Origin of the sequence: Prosthecobacter sp., assembly GCF_044222345.1 — a bacterium.
Taxonomy (GTDB): Bacteria; Verrucomicrobiota; Verrucomicrobiia; order Verrucomicrobiales; family Verrucomicrobiaceae; genus Prosthecobacter.
Genome location: NZ_JBGANL010000018.1, coordinates 48,110 through 64,546 on the forward strand (window position 1 = coordinate 48,110; position 16,437 = coordinate 64,546).

Genomic DNA, 16,437 nt, shown 5'->3' on the forward strand with positions numbered 1-16,437 from the left:
CCACTGCAAACCACTGCCAACAATCGCAAACTCTGCTAGACGTCGTCGTCCTTGTCATTGTCCCCGGCCTTGCGGCCGCGCAGCTTGGCTTCCATGAAGGCATCCAGGTCACCGTCCATGACGGCCTGCACGCTGCTGGTCTTTTCGCCGGTGCGGTGGTCTTTGACCATCTGGTAGGGCTGGAAGACGTAGCTGCGAATCTGGCTGCCCCAGCCGATGTCGCTCTTCTCGCCATACTGGCGGTCGATCTCGGCCTGACGCTTGTCTTCTTCGATCTGGAAGAGCTTCGCCTTGAGCATCGCCATCGCTTTGGCGCGGTTCTTCGGCTGGCTGCGTTCGATCTGACAGGCCACAATGACCCCGCTGGGAATGTGCGTCAGACGCACGGCGGTTTCCACCTTGTTCACGTTCTGGCCGCCTTTGCCGCCCGCACGATAGGTGTCCACGCGCAGATCTTCATCACGCACGACGATGTCGATCTCCTCTTCGGAGTCCGGCGTCACGTCAATCGAGGCAAAGCTCGTGTGGCGCTTCTTCGCGGCATCGAAGGGAGAGATGCGCACGAGGCGGTGCACACCACGCTCGGTTTGCAGGAAGCCAAAGGCGTTTTCACCGATGATTTCGAGCGTGGCGGAGCGTGTTCCCACGTCATCCCCCGCTTCATGGTCGATCAGTTCCACCTTGTAGCCACGGCGCTGGCACCAGCGCTGATACATGCGCATCAGCATGTCCGCCCAGTCACAGGCCTCCGTGCCACCGGCACCGGAATGGATGGTGATGAAGGCATTGCCACTGTCAAAGGGGCCGCTGAGCAACTGGCTCAGTTCAAAGCTTGAAACATCCGCGCTGAGCTTCTTGTGCTCCTGCTCCACCTCATGCCACGTGTCCGTGTCGCCCGCTTCTTTGGCCAGCTCAATGAGCCCGTCAAAATCCTCGGCACGCGTTTCCAGCTCCTGGAGCGGTCCGATTTTCTTTTTGATGACATTCGTGCGGTCAATCAGCTTGCGCGCCGCGTTCGCGTCATCCCAGAAGCCAGGGGCCGCCATGCGGTCCTCCAGCATGGCCAGTTCGTCTTTTAATTTCGGGACGTCAAAGATACCTCCGGAGCTCCCCCAACCTTGCCTTGAGAGCCGTGGTGTCGAGGGATTGAAGGTCGGTGAGGATGGTCTTGCTGGTCTTTTCCATGCAGCGTAGATAGCGGCTGGGCGTGCAGATTCAACGCCTTTTGTCATCATGGAAAAAACCGAGGCCATCCTCATCGGACGCACGCGCTATGCGGAGAGCAGCCTCATTGTACAATGGTGCTCGCCGGAGGCCGGCCTCTTCAAAACCATCGCCAAAGGCTCCCTGCGGCCCAAATCACCGCTCTACGGCGTGCTGGACCTGTTTGTCTCCGCCGAACTCCGCTTCGTCCGCAGCAAATCCAGCGACCTGCACACCCTGGCCGAAGCCCGCTGGACTCATCCACGCCTGGGCCTGCGCGAGAGCTATGGCCGCGTGCTCGCCGCCACCTACCTCGTCAAACTCATCACCCTCGTCGCCGAGACCGACTCCCCGATTCCCGAGATTCACGATTTGCTGGTGAAAGCGCTCGATTACCTCGCGGCAAAAGATCCGGTGCCCGCGCTGATCACGCGGTTTGAGCAGCGGCTGGCTGAGATGCTGGGCATCATCCCCGAAGGCGAAACCGGCATGGCCGCAGCCGCGATTGAGGATAGCTTTCACCGCAAGCTGCCCGTGCAGCGCCGCCAGCTCGCGGATTGGATGACGAAGCATTGAATTGACCCCTCGCACCATGCGTCTGTTTCACTCCATTACACACGCCGTCGTCACCGCATTGTTGCTTGGCGTCTTTCTCGTGATTGATGCCTTCCCAAATCATGGCCCTCCATTTTTTCGCTACACCGGCTCGGACCCCGCTCACATTGTTTGGAACTTTGGCTGGCCGATCCCTTGGCTTATCTATGATGAAATCAATCCCCCCTGCTGGTTCACATGGATTGGATCTGGGCCGTTCTTGATCGCGTCATTCTTTCAGGCCGTCATCATCGTCGCATGTCTGGCTATTTCATGGATGATCCGAAAAAAGGATTCCTGATCCCATCCATGAACCGTTTCCAACTCTTCCCAGCCCCAAAGGGGCTGCGGATTCAGCCCAGGTCGAACCGAGCCTTGGCGAGGCAGCCCTGGGTAAATCGCGGGCGTTCTGGAAAGCAAACCCAACGCCTACTTTCAATACCGCTCCCACTAGCAGCGTCTCCCCGCCTCTCCGCAGCGTCGCGTTGCCCCTGCTCACTTCAGCGCCGCCTCGATCGCAGCCATCAGCTCCGGTGAATCGGGCGCCACGTCCGAGCCAAAGCGCTGCAAAACCTTGCCGTCCTTGCTCACCAGGAACTTCTCAAAGTTCCAGCCGACCTCACCACCCACCGCAGATTGCAGCGCAGCATACAGCGGATGCTTGGCATCTCCCTTGATCGCCACCTTGGCAAACATGGGGAACGTCACTTTGTAATTGAGCGAGCAGAAGCTCTTGATCTCCGCCTCGCTGCCCGGCTCCTGACCACCGAAATCATTGCAGGGAAAGCCCAGCACCGCCAGCCCCTTGCCGCTCATCTTCTCATGCAGCGCCTGGAGTCCGGCATACTGCGGCGTGTAACCACACTCGGAGGCGACATTCACAATCAGCAGAACCTTGCCCGCGTAGGCCTTGAGAGTGGTGCCTTTGCCGTCGATGTCCTTGATGGCGATGTCTTGGACGTTGGTGTCAGCTGCGAAGGCCATGGAGGTCATGAGGAGGGAAAGGAGCAGGGTTTTCATGTGGGAAAAGGAACGTGGCATCTGCCACCTTGGTTTCACCTCATTCCACCATGCTCAGGAAGATGTCTTCCAGCCGCCGCCCGCGCTTTTCGTGATCCCGCCGCAGCTCCTCCAGCGTGCCCAGGGCAATGAGCTTGCCATGATGGATGATGCCGATGCGGTCGGCCAGCTCTTCGGCGATGTTCAGCAGATGCGTGCTCATCAGCACCGTGGTCCCGGCCTGGCTGCGCTCCTTGATCTCCCGCTTAACCGTCCGTGCATGGATGGGGTCCAGGCCCACCATCGGCTCATCAATGACGAAAACTTTCGGATCATGCAGCAGCGCACTGGCGATGGCGAGGCGTTGCCGCGTGCCGTGGCTGAGGTTCTCAATGCGCTGCCGCGAGTACTCATGCAGGGCAAATTTGGTGAACAGCGCATCCGTCTGCGCCTCTGCATGGGGCAGATACATCTCAAACAGCTCGGCAATAAATTCCATGAACTCGATTGGCGTGAGTTTCTCATAAAACACCGCCACGTCCGGCACATAGCCGAGCAAGGACTTTGCCTGCATGGATTCCAGCTGAACATCGTGGCCGCACAGCTTCACACGCCCCGAGTCCGGCTTCATCAGCCCCGTGAGCAGCTTCATCGCGGTGGTCTTGCCAGCGCCGTTCGGCCCCAGAAAGGCAAACAGTTCACCGGGCTTGATGGTGAGATTCAAGCCATCCAGCGCCCGTAGCTCGCCGTAGTTCATCGTGAGGTCTTCAATCTCGATCATGCTTCAAAAGGGTTCGAATCAGTGCACGACTTTCTGCAGTCCGTGGATGGTGGGTTCCAGCAGCACGTAGTCGTCTGGAAGGTCGATGCGCGCAAGCTCACCCGCCTCGGTGAAGATCATTTTGACCTCGTACATTCCCATGATCGGCAGCGTCAGCACGAAGCACTTCCGCTGCCTGCCTGCGAGCATCATCATCCCCTCACGCGCCTGCAGTTTCGTGGCCTCCTTGTCCTTGTTATCCGGCTGCTTGCCCGTGTTGGGCATGCCTCCACCCAGCAGTGAGAGCATGGCCAGCGCACTGTCCTGACCGGCGCCCGCGCCCATGAGCAGCTTCACATCCTGCGAATTCATCAGCACACGTTCGCCCTGCTTCACCATCACTTCGGGCGCCGGCGCTGTTTCGCTCCAGGTTAGGCGCATGCTCGCATCACGCTGCGGGAAGCTGGCTTTGATGCCCAGATTTTGCCAGCGCTCGCCATCGGCCAGCGTGCAGCCCAGGCTCCAGCTTGCCAGGATGCTGCGCACCTGGTCCTCCGGCCCCACCTCCTCCACGGCCCCATGGGCGATCAGATCATACACGGTCTCCTGATTCGGCTTGGTGCGGCGGTTCACCTGCAGATTTGCATGCCCTATTTTTTCGTGCTGATGGTACAGATGCAGCGTGCAGCCAAAGCTGTCCGCCTGCCGCAAAAACAAATCCATCACCATCTTGGGCGGCACGATGGCAAAGCGTGAAGCCTCGGGAAAATAGATGTCACGCACCAGCAGTCCGGACATCACCGCCCAGAAAATCACCGCCAACACTGCCGCCACACGCCAGATCATGATTCGATAGTAGTCAGGAAACGAGCGTGCTGGCAAGCACTGCAGCATTTTGCTGTAAAAAATCTCGCCTCTTCAGCCTGCGTTTGCGACGATGCCTCCATGCGTCTGCTGCTTGCCCTTCTCCTCACCTCCCTCACTCTTTCCGCCGCCGATCAACGCCCGCCGAATGTGGTGCTCATTCTGCTCGATGACCTGGGCTACGCCGATCTCGGCTGCTTTGGCGCGGAGAAGATCAAGACGCCGCACATGGACCGCATGGCCGCCGAGGGCATGAAGTTCACCAGCTTCTACGTGGCTCAGGCCGTGTGCAGCGCCTCACGCGCGGCGCTGATGACCGGCTGCTACGCCAACCGTGTCGGCATGCAGGGCGCCCTGAACCACACGAGCAAGGAGGGCATCCATCCCGACGAATGGCTGCTGCCGGAAATGTGCAAGGCACGCGGCTACGCCACCGCCGCCTTCGGCAAATGGCACCTCGGCACCGATCTGCTGTTCAATCCGCTGCGCAACGGCTTCGATGAATTCCTCGGCATTCCGTATTCCAACGACAACAGCAAGTACCATCCCTCCCTGGCGCAGGAGATGCCGCCCCTGCCCTTTTACGATGGCTTGAAGGTCATCGAAACCGATCCCGATCAAAGCCAGTTCACCCGCCGCTTCACCGAAGGTGCCACCAGCTTCATCGAGCGGCACAAAGACCAGCCCTTCTTCCTCTACGTTCCCCATGTGATGCCCCATGTGCCCATCTTTGCCTCTGACGCCTTTCGCGGTAAATCCAACGCAGGACTCTACGGCGACGTGGTGCAGGAAACCGACTGGTCCGTGGGCCAGATCCTCGACACCCTCAAGCGCTGCGGCATCGATCAAAACACGCTCGTGATCCTATTCTCCGACAACGGCCCCTTCCTCAGCTACGGCAATCACGCCGGCAGCGCCAAACCCCTGCGCGAAGGCAAGCTGACCACTTTCGATGGAGGCGTACGCAGCCCCTTCATCGTCCGCTGGCCAGGCCATGTGCCTGCAGCCCGCGTCTGCGACGAGCCGGTGATGGAAATCGACCTGCTGCCCACCATCGCCACCTTGATCGGCGGAAAACTCTCCGACCGCAAAATCGACGGCCAAAACATCCTCCCTCTGCTGGAAGGAAAACCAGGCGCAAAGTCCCCGCATGAAGCGCTGGTCTTCTACGGCGGTGATGAACTCCAGTCCATCCGCAGCGGCCCATGGAAGCTGCACTTCCCGCACCCCTACATCACCGTGGATGGCGAGCCAGGCCGCGATGGCAAACCAGCCCGCTTTGGCCAGATGAAACCCAAGTCGATCACACAAAGCGGCATCGCAGGCATCGCCTCCCGTCACGGCTACCGCGTCGAAAACATCGGCTTGTCACTTTTCAATCTCAGTGACGATCCCGGTGAGACGCATGACGTCGCCAAAGATCACCCCGAGATCGTGGAGCGCCTGCAAAAACTCGCCGAACCCACCCGCAAAGAACTGGGCGATAAGCTGCTTAAAGTCAAAGGCACCCAAAATCGGCCGCTGGGACTCGCCCCATAGTTTAACGCCTCGCCCGCTCCTTCGCGATAGCCTCGCGAATACGCTCCATCCGATTCGCCGGATTCGGATGCGAACTCATAAAATCGGATTTGTTCCCGCCGCCGCTGACCTGGGCCAGGATTTCCATCACGCCAATCAGCGCTTCAGGATTGTAGCCCGCCTGCATCATGAACCGCACCCCGAGCGCGTCCGATTCCGACTCGTCATCCCGGCTGAACTTCATCACGCGCCATTGCGCCACCATGTTGGCAATCTGCGCCCCCGAGTTGCTGTGCCCGTCGGAGAGCAGCACGCCTAGCCCCTGCGCCAGACCACTCCAGAGCTGGGAATTCGCCATCTGCTCGTTGGAGTGGCGGCCCACCACATGCCCCATCTCATGCCCTAGCACACCCGCGAGCTGGTCTTCAGATTTCAGCCGGCGAAACAACGCCTCGGTGATGAAAATCTGCCCACCAGGCAGGGCGAATGCATTCACGGTTTCAGTGTCGGCCAGCAGATGAAACTTAAACTGATATGTGGTCTCCCTCGCCGCTGTGGAGGCGATCAAGCGTGCACCCACCCGGTCCACCAACGCCCGCCCTTTGTCATCACGCGAGAGCCCGCCGCTTTCCCGGATCATCTGCGGCGCCGATTGCAGCCCCAGCGCGATCTCCTCCTGCGGCGTAGCCATCGCGAGCTTTTGCTCCCGCCCCGTGAATTCGTTGTGGTAGGAGGTGGTGGCGATCCAGTGATAGAGCAATGAACCCACGATGATGAGCAGCCCCAGGATGATGCGCGGATTGATGCCCGGGCCGCTGCGTCTGCGATCGTCCTCGAAGACGGAGATTCGCTTGAGAAATAAGAGCCGCTGAATCGTGGAGATCATGGAATGCCTTATACTTCATGGAAAAATCTTGAGCCAGCAGGTATTTTGCGGCATGGCAGCTCATGTCGTTGTTTCAGGATCAGGATCAGACGGTGGATTGGGGTCGCAAAGGCTCGCAGGCGGTTGTGACGCTCGCGTGTCTGTTCATTGTTCTGACAGGCATGAAGATCGCGGCCAATGTGCTGGTCCCCATCGTCTATGCATTTTTTCTCGCAGTGCTGAGCTATCCCATGGTGCGCTGGCTGCGGCGGCACAGGGTTCCAGCCGGCCTGGCGCTCGGCATCACCATGCTGGTCAATCTGGGCGTGCTGGCAGGTCTGGTCACGGTGGGCGTGCGTTTGCTCATCAGTTTCTGGAGAGATCTGCCGCATTACCTCCGTGGCCTGGAAAAGTATTCGAATGACCTCGGAGCCTGGCTCGAACTCAAGGGCGTGGCTGACGCCAAGACAATGCTCGGCGGTGTCTTCGACTGGAACACCCTCATTGGCTACGCCACCAAGCAGGATGTCATGGGCAATCTCACCGGCCTGCTTGGCACCACCTTCGGCACTCTCGCCACCTTCCTCGCCAGCCTCATCATGATCACCATCGTCATGATGTTCATCCTCATGGAAGCCCATGGCACCCAGAGCCGTCTGCAGGCCGTGCATCTCTCCGGCGGCCCGGATTTCACCGGCCTCATGCGCAGCGCGGACGACATCCAGAAGTACCTCGGAGTCAAAACACTCATCAGCGCACTCACAGGATTGATGGCCGGCTTCTGGTGCTGGTTCTTCGATCTCCACTACCCGCTGCTGTGGGCGCTCCTGGCGTTCTTGTTCAACTACATCCCCGCCGTGGGCAGCACCGCCGCCTGCGTGCCCGCCATTGTGGAGGCCCTGGTGCAGCACGGCCCCGGCACCGCCGTCTTTGTCGCCATCGGCTACGGCGGCATCAATTTCTTCCTCGATAACTTCGTGCAGCCCACCATGCTCGGCAATCGCTTCGGCATCTCGCCGCTGGTGGTCATTCTCTCCGTCATCTTCTGGGGCTGGCTCTGGGGTCCGCTGGGCATGTTCCTCGCCGTGCCTCTGACCATGGTGCTCAAGGTCCTGCTCGACAACAACGCCGAATTCCAGTGGATCTCCGTCGCCATGGCCAAAAAGAAAGTGCGTCACGGTGAAGTGGAGGTTGCAGGCTATGACCTCCAAATGAACGACGACGAAACCATCGGCAGCGGCGCAAGCACGGAAATCCCCGGGCGGAAAAAATAAGGCTGGGCATGCATGCCACTCGGAGTGCTTCCCTGGGCAGGCATCCGCGATCAGAGGGGGACTTGCATCATGGCCAGGCAGCGTTTTTTATAGGACACACCTGTGCCACTTCGACGTTTCTACTGTGACAGTCATGCACTCAAAACATGCCCGTAAACCATGATAGAAAGTGCCCCAACCTAGGCAAATCAGGCGTAGCAGCCCATGCCAGGGCTGTGGCATGCTTCTAGCAAGAAAGACTGAGAAACAACCCTTCTCCCACCAACCATGTCTCCCGAAAAATTCACCGTTAAGCTGCAGGAAGCCTTCAATGCCTCACAGTCCATCGCCACCCGGCATGGACATCAGGAATTGAAGCCGAGCCACCTCATCCTCGCCCTGCTTGAGCAGGAGGGCGGCATCGCCACGCCCCTGTTTGAAAAGGCGGCGGTGAATCCGGCTGCGGCGCAAGGCCTCAAAGCCAGCGTCGAAGCCCTGCTCGCCCGCCAGCCCAAGGTCAGCGGCGGCACCAGCGGCCTGCATCTCTCCAATGAGATGCGCGAACTCATGACCAAGGCCGAAGACGAGCAGAAAAAGCTCAAGGACGAATACCTCAGCGTCGAGCACGTCATCCTCGCCCTCTTCAAAACCAAGACCGAACTCCCGGATCTTCTCAAGCAGGCCGGCCTCACCTACGACACCGTTTCCAAAGCCCTCACCGCCGTGCGCGGCAGCCAGCGCGTGGTGGATCAGGACCCGGAAGGCAAATACCAGACCCTTGAAAAATACGGCACCGACCTCACCGCCCGCGCCAAGCAGGGCAAGATCGATCCCGTCATCGGCCGCGACGAAGAAATCCGCCGCGTCATGCAGGTGCTCAGCCGCCGCACCAAGAACAACCCCGTCCTCATCGGCGAGCCCGGCGTCGGCAAGACCGCCATCGCCGAAGGCCTCGCCCGCCGCATCGTCGCGGGCGACGTGCCCGATTCCCTCAGAGGCAAACGCCTCATCAGCATGGACCTTGGCGGCATGATGGCCGGGGCCAAATTCCGTGGCGAGTTCGAGGAGCGCCTCAAAGCCTTCCTCAAGGAAGTCACTTCCAGCGAGGGGGAAATCATCCTCTTCATCGATGAACTCCACACCATCGTCGGCGCCGGCAAAGGCGAAGGCGCGATGGATGCTGGCAATCTCCTCAAGCCCCAGCTCGCCCGTGGCGAACTGCGCTGCATCGGTGCCACCACCCTCGACGAGTACCGCAAATACATCGAAAAAGACCCCGCTCTGGAGCGCCGCTTCCAGCCCGTGAAAGTCGGGGAGCCCAGCGTGGAGGACACCATCGCCATCCTGCGCGGTTTGAAGGAGCGCTATGAAGTCCACCACGGCGTGCGCATTCAGGACGGTGCCATCATCGCCGCCGCCACCCTGAGCAATCGCTACATCACCGACCGCTTCCTGCCGGACAAGGCCATCGACCTCGTCGATGAAGCCGCCAGCCGCATCAAGATCGAGCTCGATTCCATGCCTACGGAGATCGACGTCATCGAACGTCAGGTCATGCAGGGCGAGATGGAGCGTCAGGCTTTGAAGAAGGAAAAAGACGCCGCCTCCAAAGCCCGCCTCGAAAAACTCGACAAGGAGATCGCCGATCTCAAAGAAACCTCCTCCGCCCTCAAAGCCCAGTGGATGAAGGAGAAGGAATCCGTCGATGCCGGCCGAAAGGTGAAGGAAGAAATCGACCGCCTGCGCACCGAGCAGGAGCAGGCCCAGCGCCGTGGCGACTTCGGCCGTGCCGGTGAGATTCAATACGGCCTCATCCCCGATCTCGAAAAGAAGCTCAGCGCCGCCCCCGTCGAAGCCTCCCAGCCTCGCTCCGCCCACTCGTTGCTGCGCGAGGAAGTCACCGAGGACGACATCGCCCGCGTTGTCGCCAACTGGACCGGCATCCCCGTCTCACGCCTTCAGGAGGGCGAGCGCTCCAAGCTCGTCAAAATGGAGGAGCGCCTCAGCCAGCGCGTCATCGGCCAGAAAGACGCCATCACCGCCGTCAGCAATGCCGTGCGCCGTGCGCGTGCCGGCATTCAGGATGAGAACCGCCCCATCGGCAGCTTCCTCTTCCTCGGCCCCACCGGCGTCGGCAAGACTGAGCTCTGCAAGGCCCTCGCCGAATTCCTCTTCGACGACGACAGCGCCATGACCCGCATCGACATGAGCGAATACATGGAGAAGCACAGCGTCAGCCGCCTCATCGGCGCGCCTCCCGGCTACGTCGGCTATGAAGAAGGCGGCCAGCTCAGCGAAACCGTCCGCCGCCGCCCCTACAGCGTCGTGCTCTTCGACGAAGTCGAAAAAGCCCACCCCGATGTCTTCAATGTGCTGCTGCAGGTCCTCGATGACGGCCGCATCACCGACGGCCAGGGCCGCACGGTCGATTTCAAAAACACGGTCCTCATCATGACCAGCAACATCGGCAGCAACGCCATCCAGGACGTCAGCAATCCTGAGCAGCGCGATGCCCTTGTGCGCGACAGCTTGAAGCAGTTCTTCCGCCCCGAGTTCCTCAACCGCATCGACGAGATCGTCATCTTCGACCGCCTCGACGCCGGGCAGCTTGATAAGATCGTCAAGATCCAGCTCCAGCGCGTCATCGACCGCCTGGCGAAACAAAACATCCACCTCACCGTCACCGACGAAACCACCCGCTATCTCGCCGACGCTGGCTTCGACCCCGTCTTCGGCGCCCGCCCCCTCAAACGCGCCATCCAAAAACACCTTCTCGATCCGCTTTCACTGGCGGTTCTTGAAGGTGGCTTCAAGGAAGGCGACCACATCACCGCCGAGATGAAGAGCGGCAAGGTGCAGTTTGTGAAGAATTAAGGAGGCAACCACTCCGTCTCGGCGGGGAGAGATGAAACGCGATGCAACTCCGATGAAGTTTCAAAGCGTTTCAGCGCGAATCCCCTCTCCCCGCCCGAATCTTCTTAGCTGCGGGATTACTTCGGGGAGAGGCAGGGTGAGGGGAGCACGACAAAGCCCGCATGAGCTGCCGCGCCTCATCTCATTCCCCGAGGCCCTGACAATGCCAGCGATTCATCAGCCTTGTCGTTTGCAGCAGACACGCTCCGCAACCGCCCCGAAGACGATTCCGATCACATATGCCAGCAGGTCCGGGGCATTAAAGGTTGAACCAAGAATCAGCCGCCCAAGCAGGCTGCTTCGAACTTCGTCGATCCAGGGAGCATGATACAATTGGGAAAATTCAATTCCCCACGCGAAGCCAAGCGCGACCAGCATGATCCGCCATGTGGATGCACGGGGAAAGCACAGCCCGACTGCCAGAAAAACGGCCAGCGCCCACAGCGCATCACCTCCGTATTTGGATAGAAAAGGAGAGAGAGGCAGATAATGGGATCTCCATAACAAGCCTGCGCCAAGAACCAGCACGAGCGCCACCGTTTGTAACAGCCGGTTACGGTGCATGTTTCTATAACGCCCTTTTCTGTCTCACCCTCTTCGGCTTCTCCGGCACCAGCGTCATCTGCGGCGTCACCTTGATGCCCATGCGCTTGTAGTAGTCCAGCATCTTCTCCGTCGCCACTCGGCTCGCTTCGAGCACGATCTTCGACATCTCCGACATTTCACACGGCGGAGCTTCCTGAACCGATTGGGCGGCGAGCATGGCTTTGAGTTCTTCGAGCGAATGAATGGCGCTGTCCGCCATCTGACGATGCGGTGGTGAGGCATTGTCCCACCGCACCCACTCATCGGCAAGCGGCACATAATCCTCCGAGAAATGCTTCCGGCTCCTCTCAAACCGCCGACGCACATCCTCCTCCGGCACATGATGCCCGCCGATCTTCACCCGCAGCGCCACGCGCTCAACCGCCTGATCGGCAGAGCCAATGAGGATGTAATGCAGCAAAAAACGATAGCCCTGCGCCTTCGCTTCCCGGATCATCGCCACATACGTTTTGCCGCTCAGCGTCGATTCAATCGCAAAGCTCGCCTTCGCCGCGATCAATCCTCGGGCCTCCTCAATCAGCAGCCGTCCCGCCTTGAAAGCCGTGAGGCTCGGATCCAGCGGCGAGAGCCCGCGCGCGATCTCATCTGCGTTCAGAAAACGCATGATGCCAAGACGCGGCAACAGCTCACGAGCCAGCGTGGTTTTGCCCGCGCCATTGCAACCACCAAGAATGCACAACGTCGGTGTCATGACGGTTGCGCATTCTCTTCCACAAAATCCCCCGGGCACAGCCGCTTCACTCCCTTCGTCAGCGGATTCTGATCCTTGCGCCCGTGCACATACAGCGCCGTCCATTCGGCCAGCCGCCTTCCTAAAATCCGACACGCCTCCTGCGTCTCCTCCTCACGCGGCTCCTTCGAGGCCACCGCCCCATAATGCAGCGTCATCTTCCGGCCCGAGTAGTCCGTCACACCAAAGACCAGAAACCCAAAATTCATGAGCACCGTCAGGATCGACTGGCAGGCCATTTCCATGCCGCCGCCCCAGCCGCCTGCACTGCTGAAGGCGCAGGCGATCTTGCCATCCACCTCCAACCACTTGTCCGCCATCGTCTCGTCCCAGAAGCGCTTCATCTTCCACGACAGAATCCCCATGTTCGTCGGGCTCCCCACCGCGAGCCCATCGCACCACACCACATCCTCCGCAGTGGCCTCATCCACATGCCGCAGGCGCACTTCCGTATCGGGCACTTGCTTCGCCCCTTCCTCCACCAGCGCGGCCATCTTCGCGACATTGCCGCTGCGGGAATCATAGAGAACAAGAATTTGGTTCATGATGGGAGTTGGATGCCTGCACCCCGCAAGTGTCAAAGAGTTCCCCCTGCGCAATGGCTCAAATCTTCAAGAATACGTTCTCTCCGATCGGAAGAAAAACGGTCACCCAAGCTGATAATGCCATTGGCCATCCATAGCAGCCCCCATCCCCCCAGCGGAATGATGATGGTCCAGACCATCACGATGGAGAACAGAATGATGCAACCGCACCAAGCAGCCATGAACGCCTGCACAAATCGGTTATGTGACATGCACCCAATGATCCGACTGCCACCCTCGGCGTCTTCAATCCGTCCACGAAACAAGGGTTCAAAGCTGTCGCTCACGAATGCTGAGCCCCAGCGAATTCGAAGGGTGAATCCAATCACACTGCCGCGTGAAGCACCGGTATTCCATGAGACAACCTTGTTTAGAGAATCCCGGAGGCAGCACAGAAGCTGCTCTGGAGAAAGTCTGGACTCAATAATTGTCTCAGGTCCATCCTGAAAAAAACTCCCGATCTTCGGAGGCAGCTTCTGCCAAAGCCATTGTTTGAATTTCATGCTGATTCGTGATTCAACAGCCCCGCGCCAGCTTCCGCAAGTATTCCAACTGCCTCTCCGGCGGCGTCCTATCCGCATGGCATGGCAGCACTCCATCAAGCGGCAGCTCCAGCGCACGATAAATACTCCGCCGGGCCTCCGCATTATCCTGATTCAAATACGCCGGAGCGATCTGCGGCCCCAAGCCAAAGCTGGCAAACAGATCGCCGCTAAAAAGCAGCCGATGCCTGGCGGAATAATAGCCGCAGTGTCCATGCGTATGCCCAGGCAGCGCCACCACACGAAGACCGCCCCACACCGGAATTTCATCCCCCTCATTCAGCAAACGCTCAGGTTTAAACGAAGGCTGTCTCAGAAGCCGACGGCCCAACCATTCAGCCACACCCGCGACACGCCCAAGCCCGCTGTAACACGCACGATTCTCATAGTGCTCCTGATCACCCTCCGGTCCGGCAATCCACGCTCCGTGGTGTGCAGCAAGTGCAGGCGCATTCCTCACATGGTCCAGATGCCCGTGCGTGAGCAGAATACCGCGAATCGGCAGCGCATCCCAACCCCGCTTCACCAGCGCCGCATGCAATGCCCGCTGCCCGCCAATAAAGCCGGTGTCGATGAGATACAGCCCCTCACCATCCCGCAGGACGAAAAACTGCACGATGAACGTGCGGACGATGAGCAGATCAGGCGGCATGCAGATTCATACAGGCTAGACAGCAGCTTTTCATGAAGCAACCCGCGAGTTCCTGCGTTTGATGGGGACTCATGAAGTCGCTTTTCATCCTCACCTTGCTTCTCCTCGGCACCTTCGCCCACGCAGCGGACAAGCCGAACATCATCTTCATCCTCGCCGATGACATGGGCTACGGCGACGCCGGTTGCTTCGGGCAGAAAACCCTCACCACGCCCAACCTCGACAAGATGGCCGCCGAGGGCATGAAGTTCACCCGCATGTACGCCGGCTGCACTGTTTGCGCCCCATCCCGCTGCGTGCTGATGACCGGTCTGCACACTGGCCACTGCCGTGTGCGTGGCAATGGCGTCGGCTCCGTCCCCGATGGAGACCTCACACTCCCAAAGGTCCTCAAATCCGCCGGCTACCACACCGCGTGCATCGGCAAATACGGCCTCGGCAAGCCCATCCCCCTCGACGACCCGCAGCGCAAAGGCTTCGATGAATTCTTCGGCTACGTCGGCACCAGCCACGCTCACAATTTCTTCACCAAGGCCCTCGTGCGAAACGGCAAGATCGTGGAGCTTCCCAACACCGTCATCCCCGGCTCCGCCAAGGATGCCAAAGACTACTCAGACAGCGACCTCGTCGGCACCGGCGTCGCACCTTTGGATGGTCGCAAAGCCTGGGTCCCTCAGCTCCTCGCAGACGACGTCCAGCGCTACCTCGGCGAGCGCGCCAAAGAAAAAGATCCCTTCTTCCTCTACTACGCCTTCAACATTCCCCACGCCAACAACGAGGCCGGCAAGACCTCTCCGCTAGGCCACGGCATGGAATCCCCCGACTACGGCGAATTCAAAGACAAGAACTGGCCCGATGCCGAAAAGGGCTTCGCCCAGTTCATGCGCTTCCTCGACAACGAAGTCGGCAAAGTCCTCTCCCGCCTCAAAGAACTCGGCCTCGCTGAAAACACCCTCGTCATGTTTTCCAGCGACAACGGCCCCCATCAGGAAGGCGGCCACCAGAGCGACTTCTTCAACAGCAACGGCGACTTCAAAGGCATCAAGCGCGACATGACCGATGGCGGCATCCGCGAACCCTTCATCGCCTGGTGGCCCGGCAAGATCAAAGCAGGCACCAGCAGCGAGCACGTTAGCGCCTTCCAGGACATGCTGCCCACCCTCGCTGAAATCAGCGGCACAAAAGTCACCAGTGAAACCGACGGCATCTCCTTCGCGCCCACCCTCCTCGGCAAACCGGGCCAGCAGAAGCACTCCCACCTCTTCTGGGCATTCGACGAACAAGGCGGCAAGCTCGCCGTGCTCAAATGGCCTTGGAAACTGATCCACCTCAACACCGGCGCTGCACCCAAAGGCCCAAAAGCCAAAGGCAAACCCAAGCCTCTCGAAAAACTCCTCTACAACCTCGACACCGACATCGGCGAAGAAAAAAATCTCGCCTCCGAAAATCCCGAGATCGTTGCCGAGCTGGAAAAGCTCATGCAGTCCTCATGGCGTGCTCCAGATTGAGCCTGCTCTCGGGGAGAAATACCCTCTCCTTCGACCTCGCTTCAGCTCGTGCCCCCGCTCATGAAGGCCAACGGCCTTCCGTCTTTCTGCCCAGGGATGCCAGCTTGTCCTCCGAAGCTCGCAGAGCGAAGGAGGAAGCTCTAGCGAGTGCTTCCCTGGGTATGGCAGAAACACGAAGGCAAGCGAACCCATGACTTTCTACATGCGCCGCATGCACCAGAAGCGTCTGCCCCGACACTCCGCTGCGGGCACAGGGCTGTCTTTCACATGCACGCCATGCATTTCCGCCTATGAAACAGGCTTCTTCAAGGCCCCGCCCACCATCCCCACCCCGCCCGCCACAAACAGCAGCGGAAACCAGATGGAATACAGCGCCGCACGCGAGCCATGCTGCAGCACCGCCTCATCCGGCGCTGCCGGGTTCACAAAGCAGGTCTGACTCGATCCCGTCGGATACTGCTGCTGCCTCTGCACCGCGTCATCGAAATGCAGCGTCGGCGCGGCCTCCACCTGGCGAATGCGCATGCTGCTGTGCTTGACACCCTTCACCTCATATTCATAGCGCACCTCCACCCGGTGTGCAGGATCTGAGTGCGGCGTCGGCCGCTCACTCACCACACGTGAGGACAGGATGCGGCATGGAATCTGCGACCACCGCCGCGTGATCTGCGCCTTCTCATACGACAGCCACATCCGCCACGCAAAGAACGATCCTGCCACGATGAGGAACACTCCCATCGTGCAAAGCCACAAGCGGCCTGATTGAGATGCAAATTGATTCTGAGACATGCGTTCGGGAAGCAGGCTTTGACTACGCTTCACGCATGTTCCATACAGAGATGTATT

At 59.7% G+C, this 16,437-nt stretch carries 17 protein-coding genes; 6 read left to right on the plus strand and 11 right to left on the minus strand.

What is annotated here, in order from left to right; all coding sequences use genetic code 11:
- Window positions 1-35 precede the first annotated feature (35 nt).
- A protein-coding gene (gene prfB, locus ACILSL_RS11780) for a peptide chain release factor 2 (protein ID WP_395732230.1) occupies window positions 36-1,185 on the minus strand; the annotation gives its coding sequence in 2 pieces (ribosomal slippage) (window positions 36-1,097 and window positions 1,099-1,185; 1,149 coding nt in all).
- A 48-nt stretch (window positions 1,186-1,233) separates the two neighbouring features.
- Between prfB and ACILSL_RS11785 the strand changes: the two genes are divergently transcribed.
- A complete protein-coding gene (locus ACILSL_RS11785) occupies window positions 1,234-1,779 on the plus strand; it encodes a DNA repair protein RecO (protein WP_395732231.1) in 546 nt (181 codons plus the stop codon).
- 16 nt (window positions 1,780-1,795) lie between these two features.
- On the plus strand, window positions 1,796-2,098 hold the full coding sequence (locus ACILSL_RS11790) for a hypothetical protein (RefSeq protein ID WP_395732232.1): 303 nt from the start codon (window positions 1,796-1,798) through the stop codon (window positions 2,096-2,098).
- A 194-nt stretch (window positions 2,099-2,292) separates the two neighbouring features.
- On the opposite strand, the gene ACILSL_RS11795 is transcribed toward ACILSL_RS11790, so the two are convergent.
- Genes ACILSL_RS11795 through ACILSL_RS11805 form a run of 3 tightly spaced genes read right to left on the minus strand, consistent with a single transcriptional unit; the run spans window position 2,293 to window position 4,438 of the window.
- Window positions 2,293-2,817, minus strand: a complete 525-nt coding sequence (locus ACILSL_RS11795; protein ID WP_395732233.1) for a glutathione peroxidase — start codon at window positions 2,815-2,817, stop codon at window positions 2,293-2,295.
- Between the two features lie 40 nt (window positions 2,818-2,857).
- Window positions 2,858-3,577 (minus strand): ABC transporter ATP-binding protein, encoded by a 720-nt coding sequence (locus ACILSL_RS11800; protein ID WP_395732234.1) that lies wholly within the window; start codon window positions 3,575-3,577, stop codon window positions 2,858-2,860.
- 18 nt (window positions 3,578-3,595) lie between these two features.
- Window positions 3,596-4,438 (minus strand): hypothetical protein, encoded by an 843-nt coding sequence (locus ACILSL_RS11805; protein WP_395732235.1) that lies wholly within the window; start codon window positions 4,436-4,438, stop codon window positions 3,596-3,598.
- A 63-nt stretch (window positions 4,439-4,501) separates the two neighbouring features.
- Between ACILSL_RS11805 and ACILSL_RS11810 the strand changes: the two genes are divergently transcribed.
- Window positions 4,502-5,959, plus strand: coding sequence for a sulfatase (locus tag ACILSL_RS11810; protein WP_395732236.1), 1,458 nt, complete (start codon window positions 4,502-4,504; stop codon window positions 5,957-5,959).
- Window position 5,960: 1 nt separating this feature from the next.
- Here the strand turns inward: ACILSL_RS11810 and ACILSL_RS11815 are convergent, their stop codons facing one another.
- Window positions 5,961-6,824, minus strand: coding sequence for a M48 family metalloprotease (locus tag ACILSL_RS11815; RefSeq protein WP_395732237.1), 864 nt, complete (start codon window positions 6,822-6,824; stop codon window positions 5,961-5,963).
- Window positions 6,825-6,886: 62 nt separating this feature from the next.
- Here ACILSL_RS11815 and ACILSL_RS11820 point away from each other — a divergent pair, with 62 nt between their 5' ends.
- Window positions 6,887-8,077, plus strand: coding sequence for an AI-2E family transporter (locus ACILSL_RS11820; protein ID WP_395732238.1), 1,191 nt, complete (start codon window positions 6,887-6,889; stop codon window positions 8,075-8,077).
- A gap of 267 nt (window positions 8,078-8,344) precedes the next feature.
- Window positions 8,345-10,930 carry an ATP-dependent chaperone ClpB gene (gene clpB, locus ACILSL_RS11825; RefSeq protein WP_395732239.1) on the plus strand — a complete coding sequence of 862 codons (2,586 nt, stop codon included), beginning with the start codon at window positions 8,345-8,347 and terminating at the stop codon, window positions 10,928-10,930.
- Window positions 10,931-11,146: 216 nt separating this feature from the next.
- Here the strand turns inward: clpB and ACILSL_RS11830 are convergent, their stop codons facing one another.
- The 5 genes from ACILSL_RS11830 to ACILSL_RS11850 are packed head-to-tail and all read right to left on the minus strand — an operon-like array spanning window position 11,147 to window position 14,083.
- The gene (locus ACILSL_RS11830; protein ID WP_395732240.1) at window positions 11,147-11,533 is read right to left on the minus strand and encodes a DUF2809 domain-containing protein; all 387 of its coding nucleotides are present in this window, start codon (window positions 11,531-11,533) and stop codon (window positions 11,147-11,149) included.
- 4 nt (window positions 11,534-11,537) lie between these two features.
- Window positions 11,538-12,266 carry an AAA family ATPase gene (locus ACILSL_RS11835; protein ID WP_395732241.1) on the minus strand — a complete coding sequence of 243 codons (729 nt, stop codon included), beginning with the start codon at window positions 12,264-12,266 and terminating at the stop codon, window positions 11,538-11,540.
- Window positions 12,263-12,850, minus strand: coding sequence for a flavodoxin family protein (locus ACILSL_RS11840; protein WP_395732242.1), 588 nt, complete (start codon window positions 12,848-12,850; stop codon window positions 12,263-12,265). The genes ACILSL_RS11835 and ACILSL_RS11840 overlap by 4 nt, the downstream gene beginning before the upstream one ends.
- A 32-nt stretch (window positions 12,851-12,882) precedes the next feature.
- Entirely contained in the window at window positions 12,883-13,392 is a 510-nt protein-coding gene (locus tag ACILSL_RS11845; protein ID WP_395732243.1) for a hypothetical protein, read from the minus strand.
- A 13-nt stretch (window positions 13,393-13,405) separates the two neighbouring features.
- Entirely contained in the window at window positions 13,406-14,083 is a 678-nt protein-coding gene (locus ACILSL_RS11850) for an MBL fold metallo-hydrolase (RefSeq protein ID WP_395732244.1), read from the minus strand.
- Window positions 14,084-14,154: 71 nt separating this feature from the next.
- Here ACILSL_RS11850 and ACILSL_RS11855 point away from each other — a divergent pair, with 71 nt between their 5' ends.
- The gene (locus ACILSL_RS11855; RefSeq protein ID WP_395732245.1) at window positions 14,155-15,591 is read left to right on the plus strand and encodes an arylsulfatase; all 1,437 of its coding nucleotides are present in this window, start codon (window positions 14,155-14,157) and stop codon (window positions 15,589-15,591) included.
- 288 nt (window positions 15,592-15,879) lie between these two features.
- On the opposite strand, the gene ACILSL_RS11860 is transcribed toward ACILSL_RS11855, so the two are convergent.
- On the minus strand, window positions 15,880-16,329 hold the full coding sequence (locus ACILSL_RS11860) for a DUF3592 domain-containing protein (RefSeq protein WP_395732246.1): 450 nt from the start codon (window positions 16,327-16,329) through the stop codon (window positions 15,880-15,882).
- Window positions 16,330-16,437: the final 108 nt, after the last annotated feature.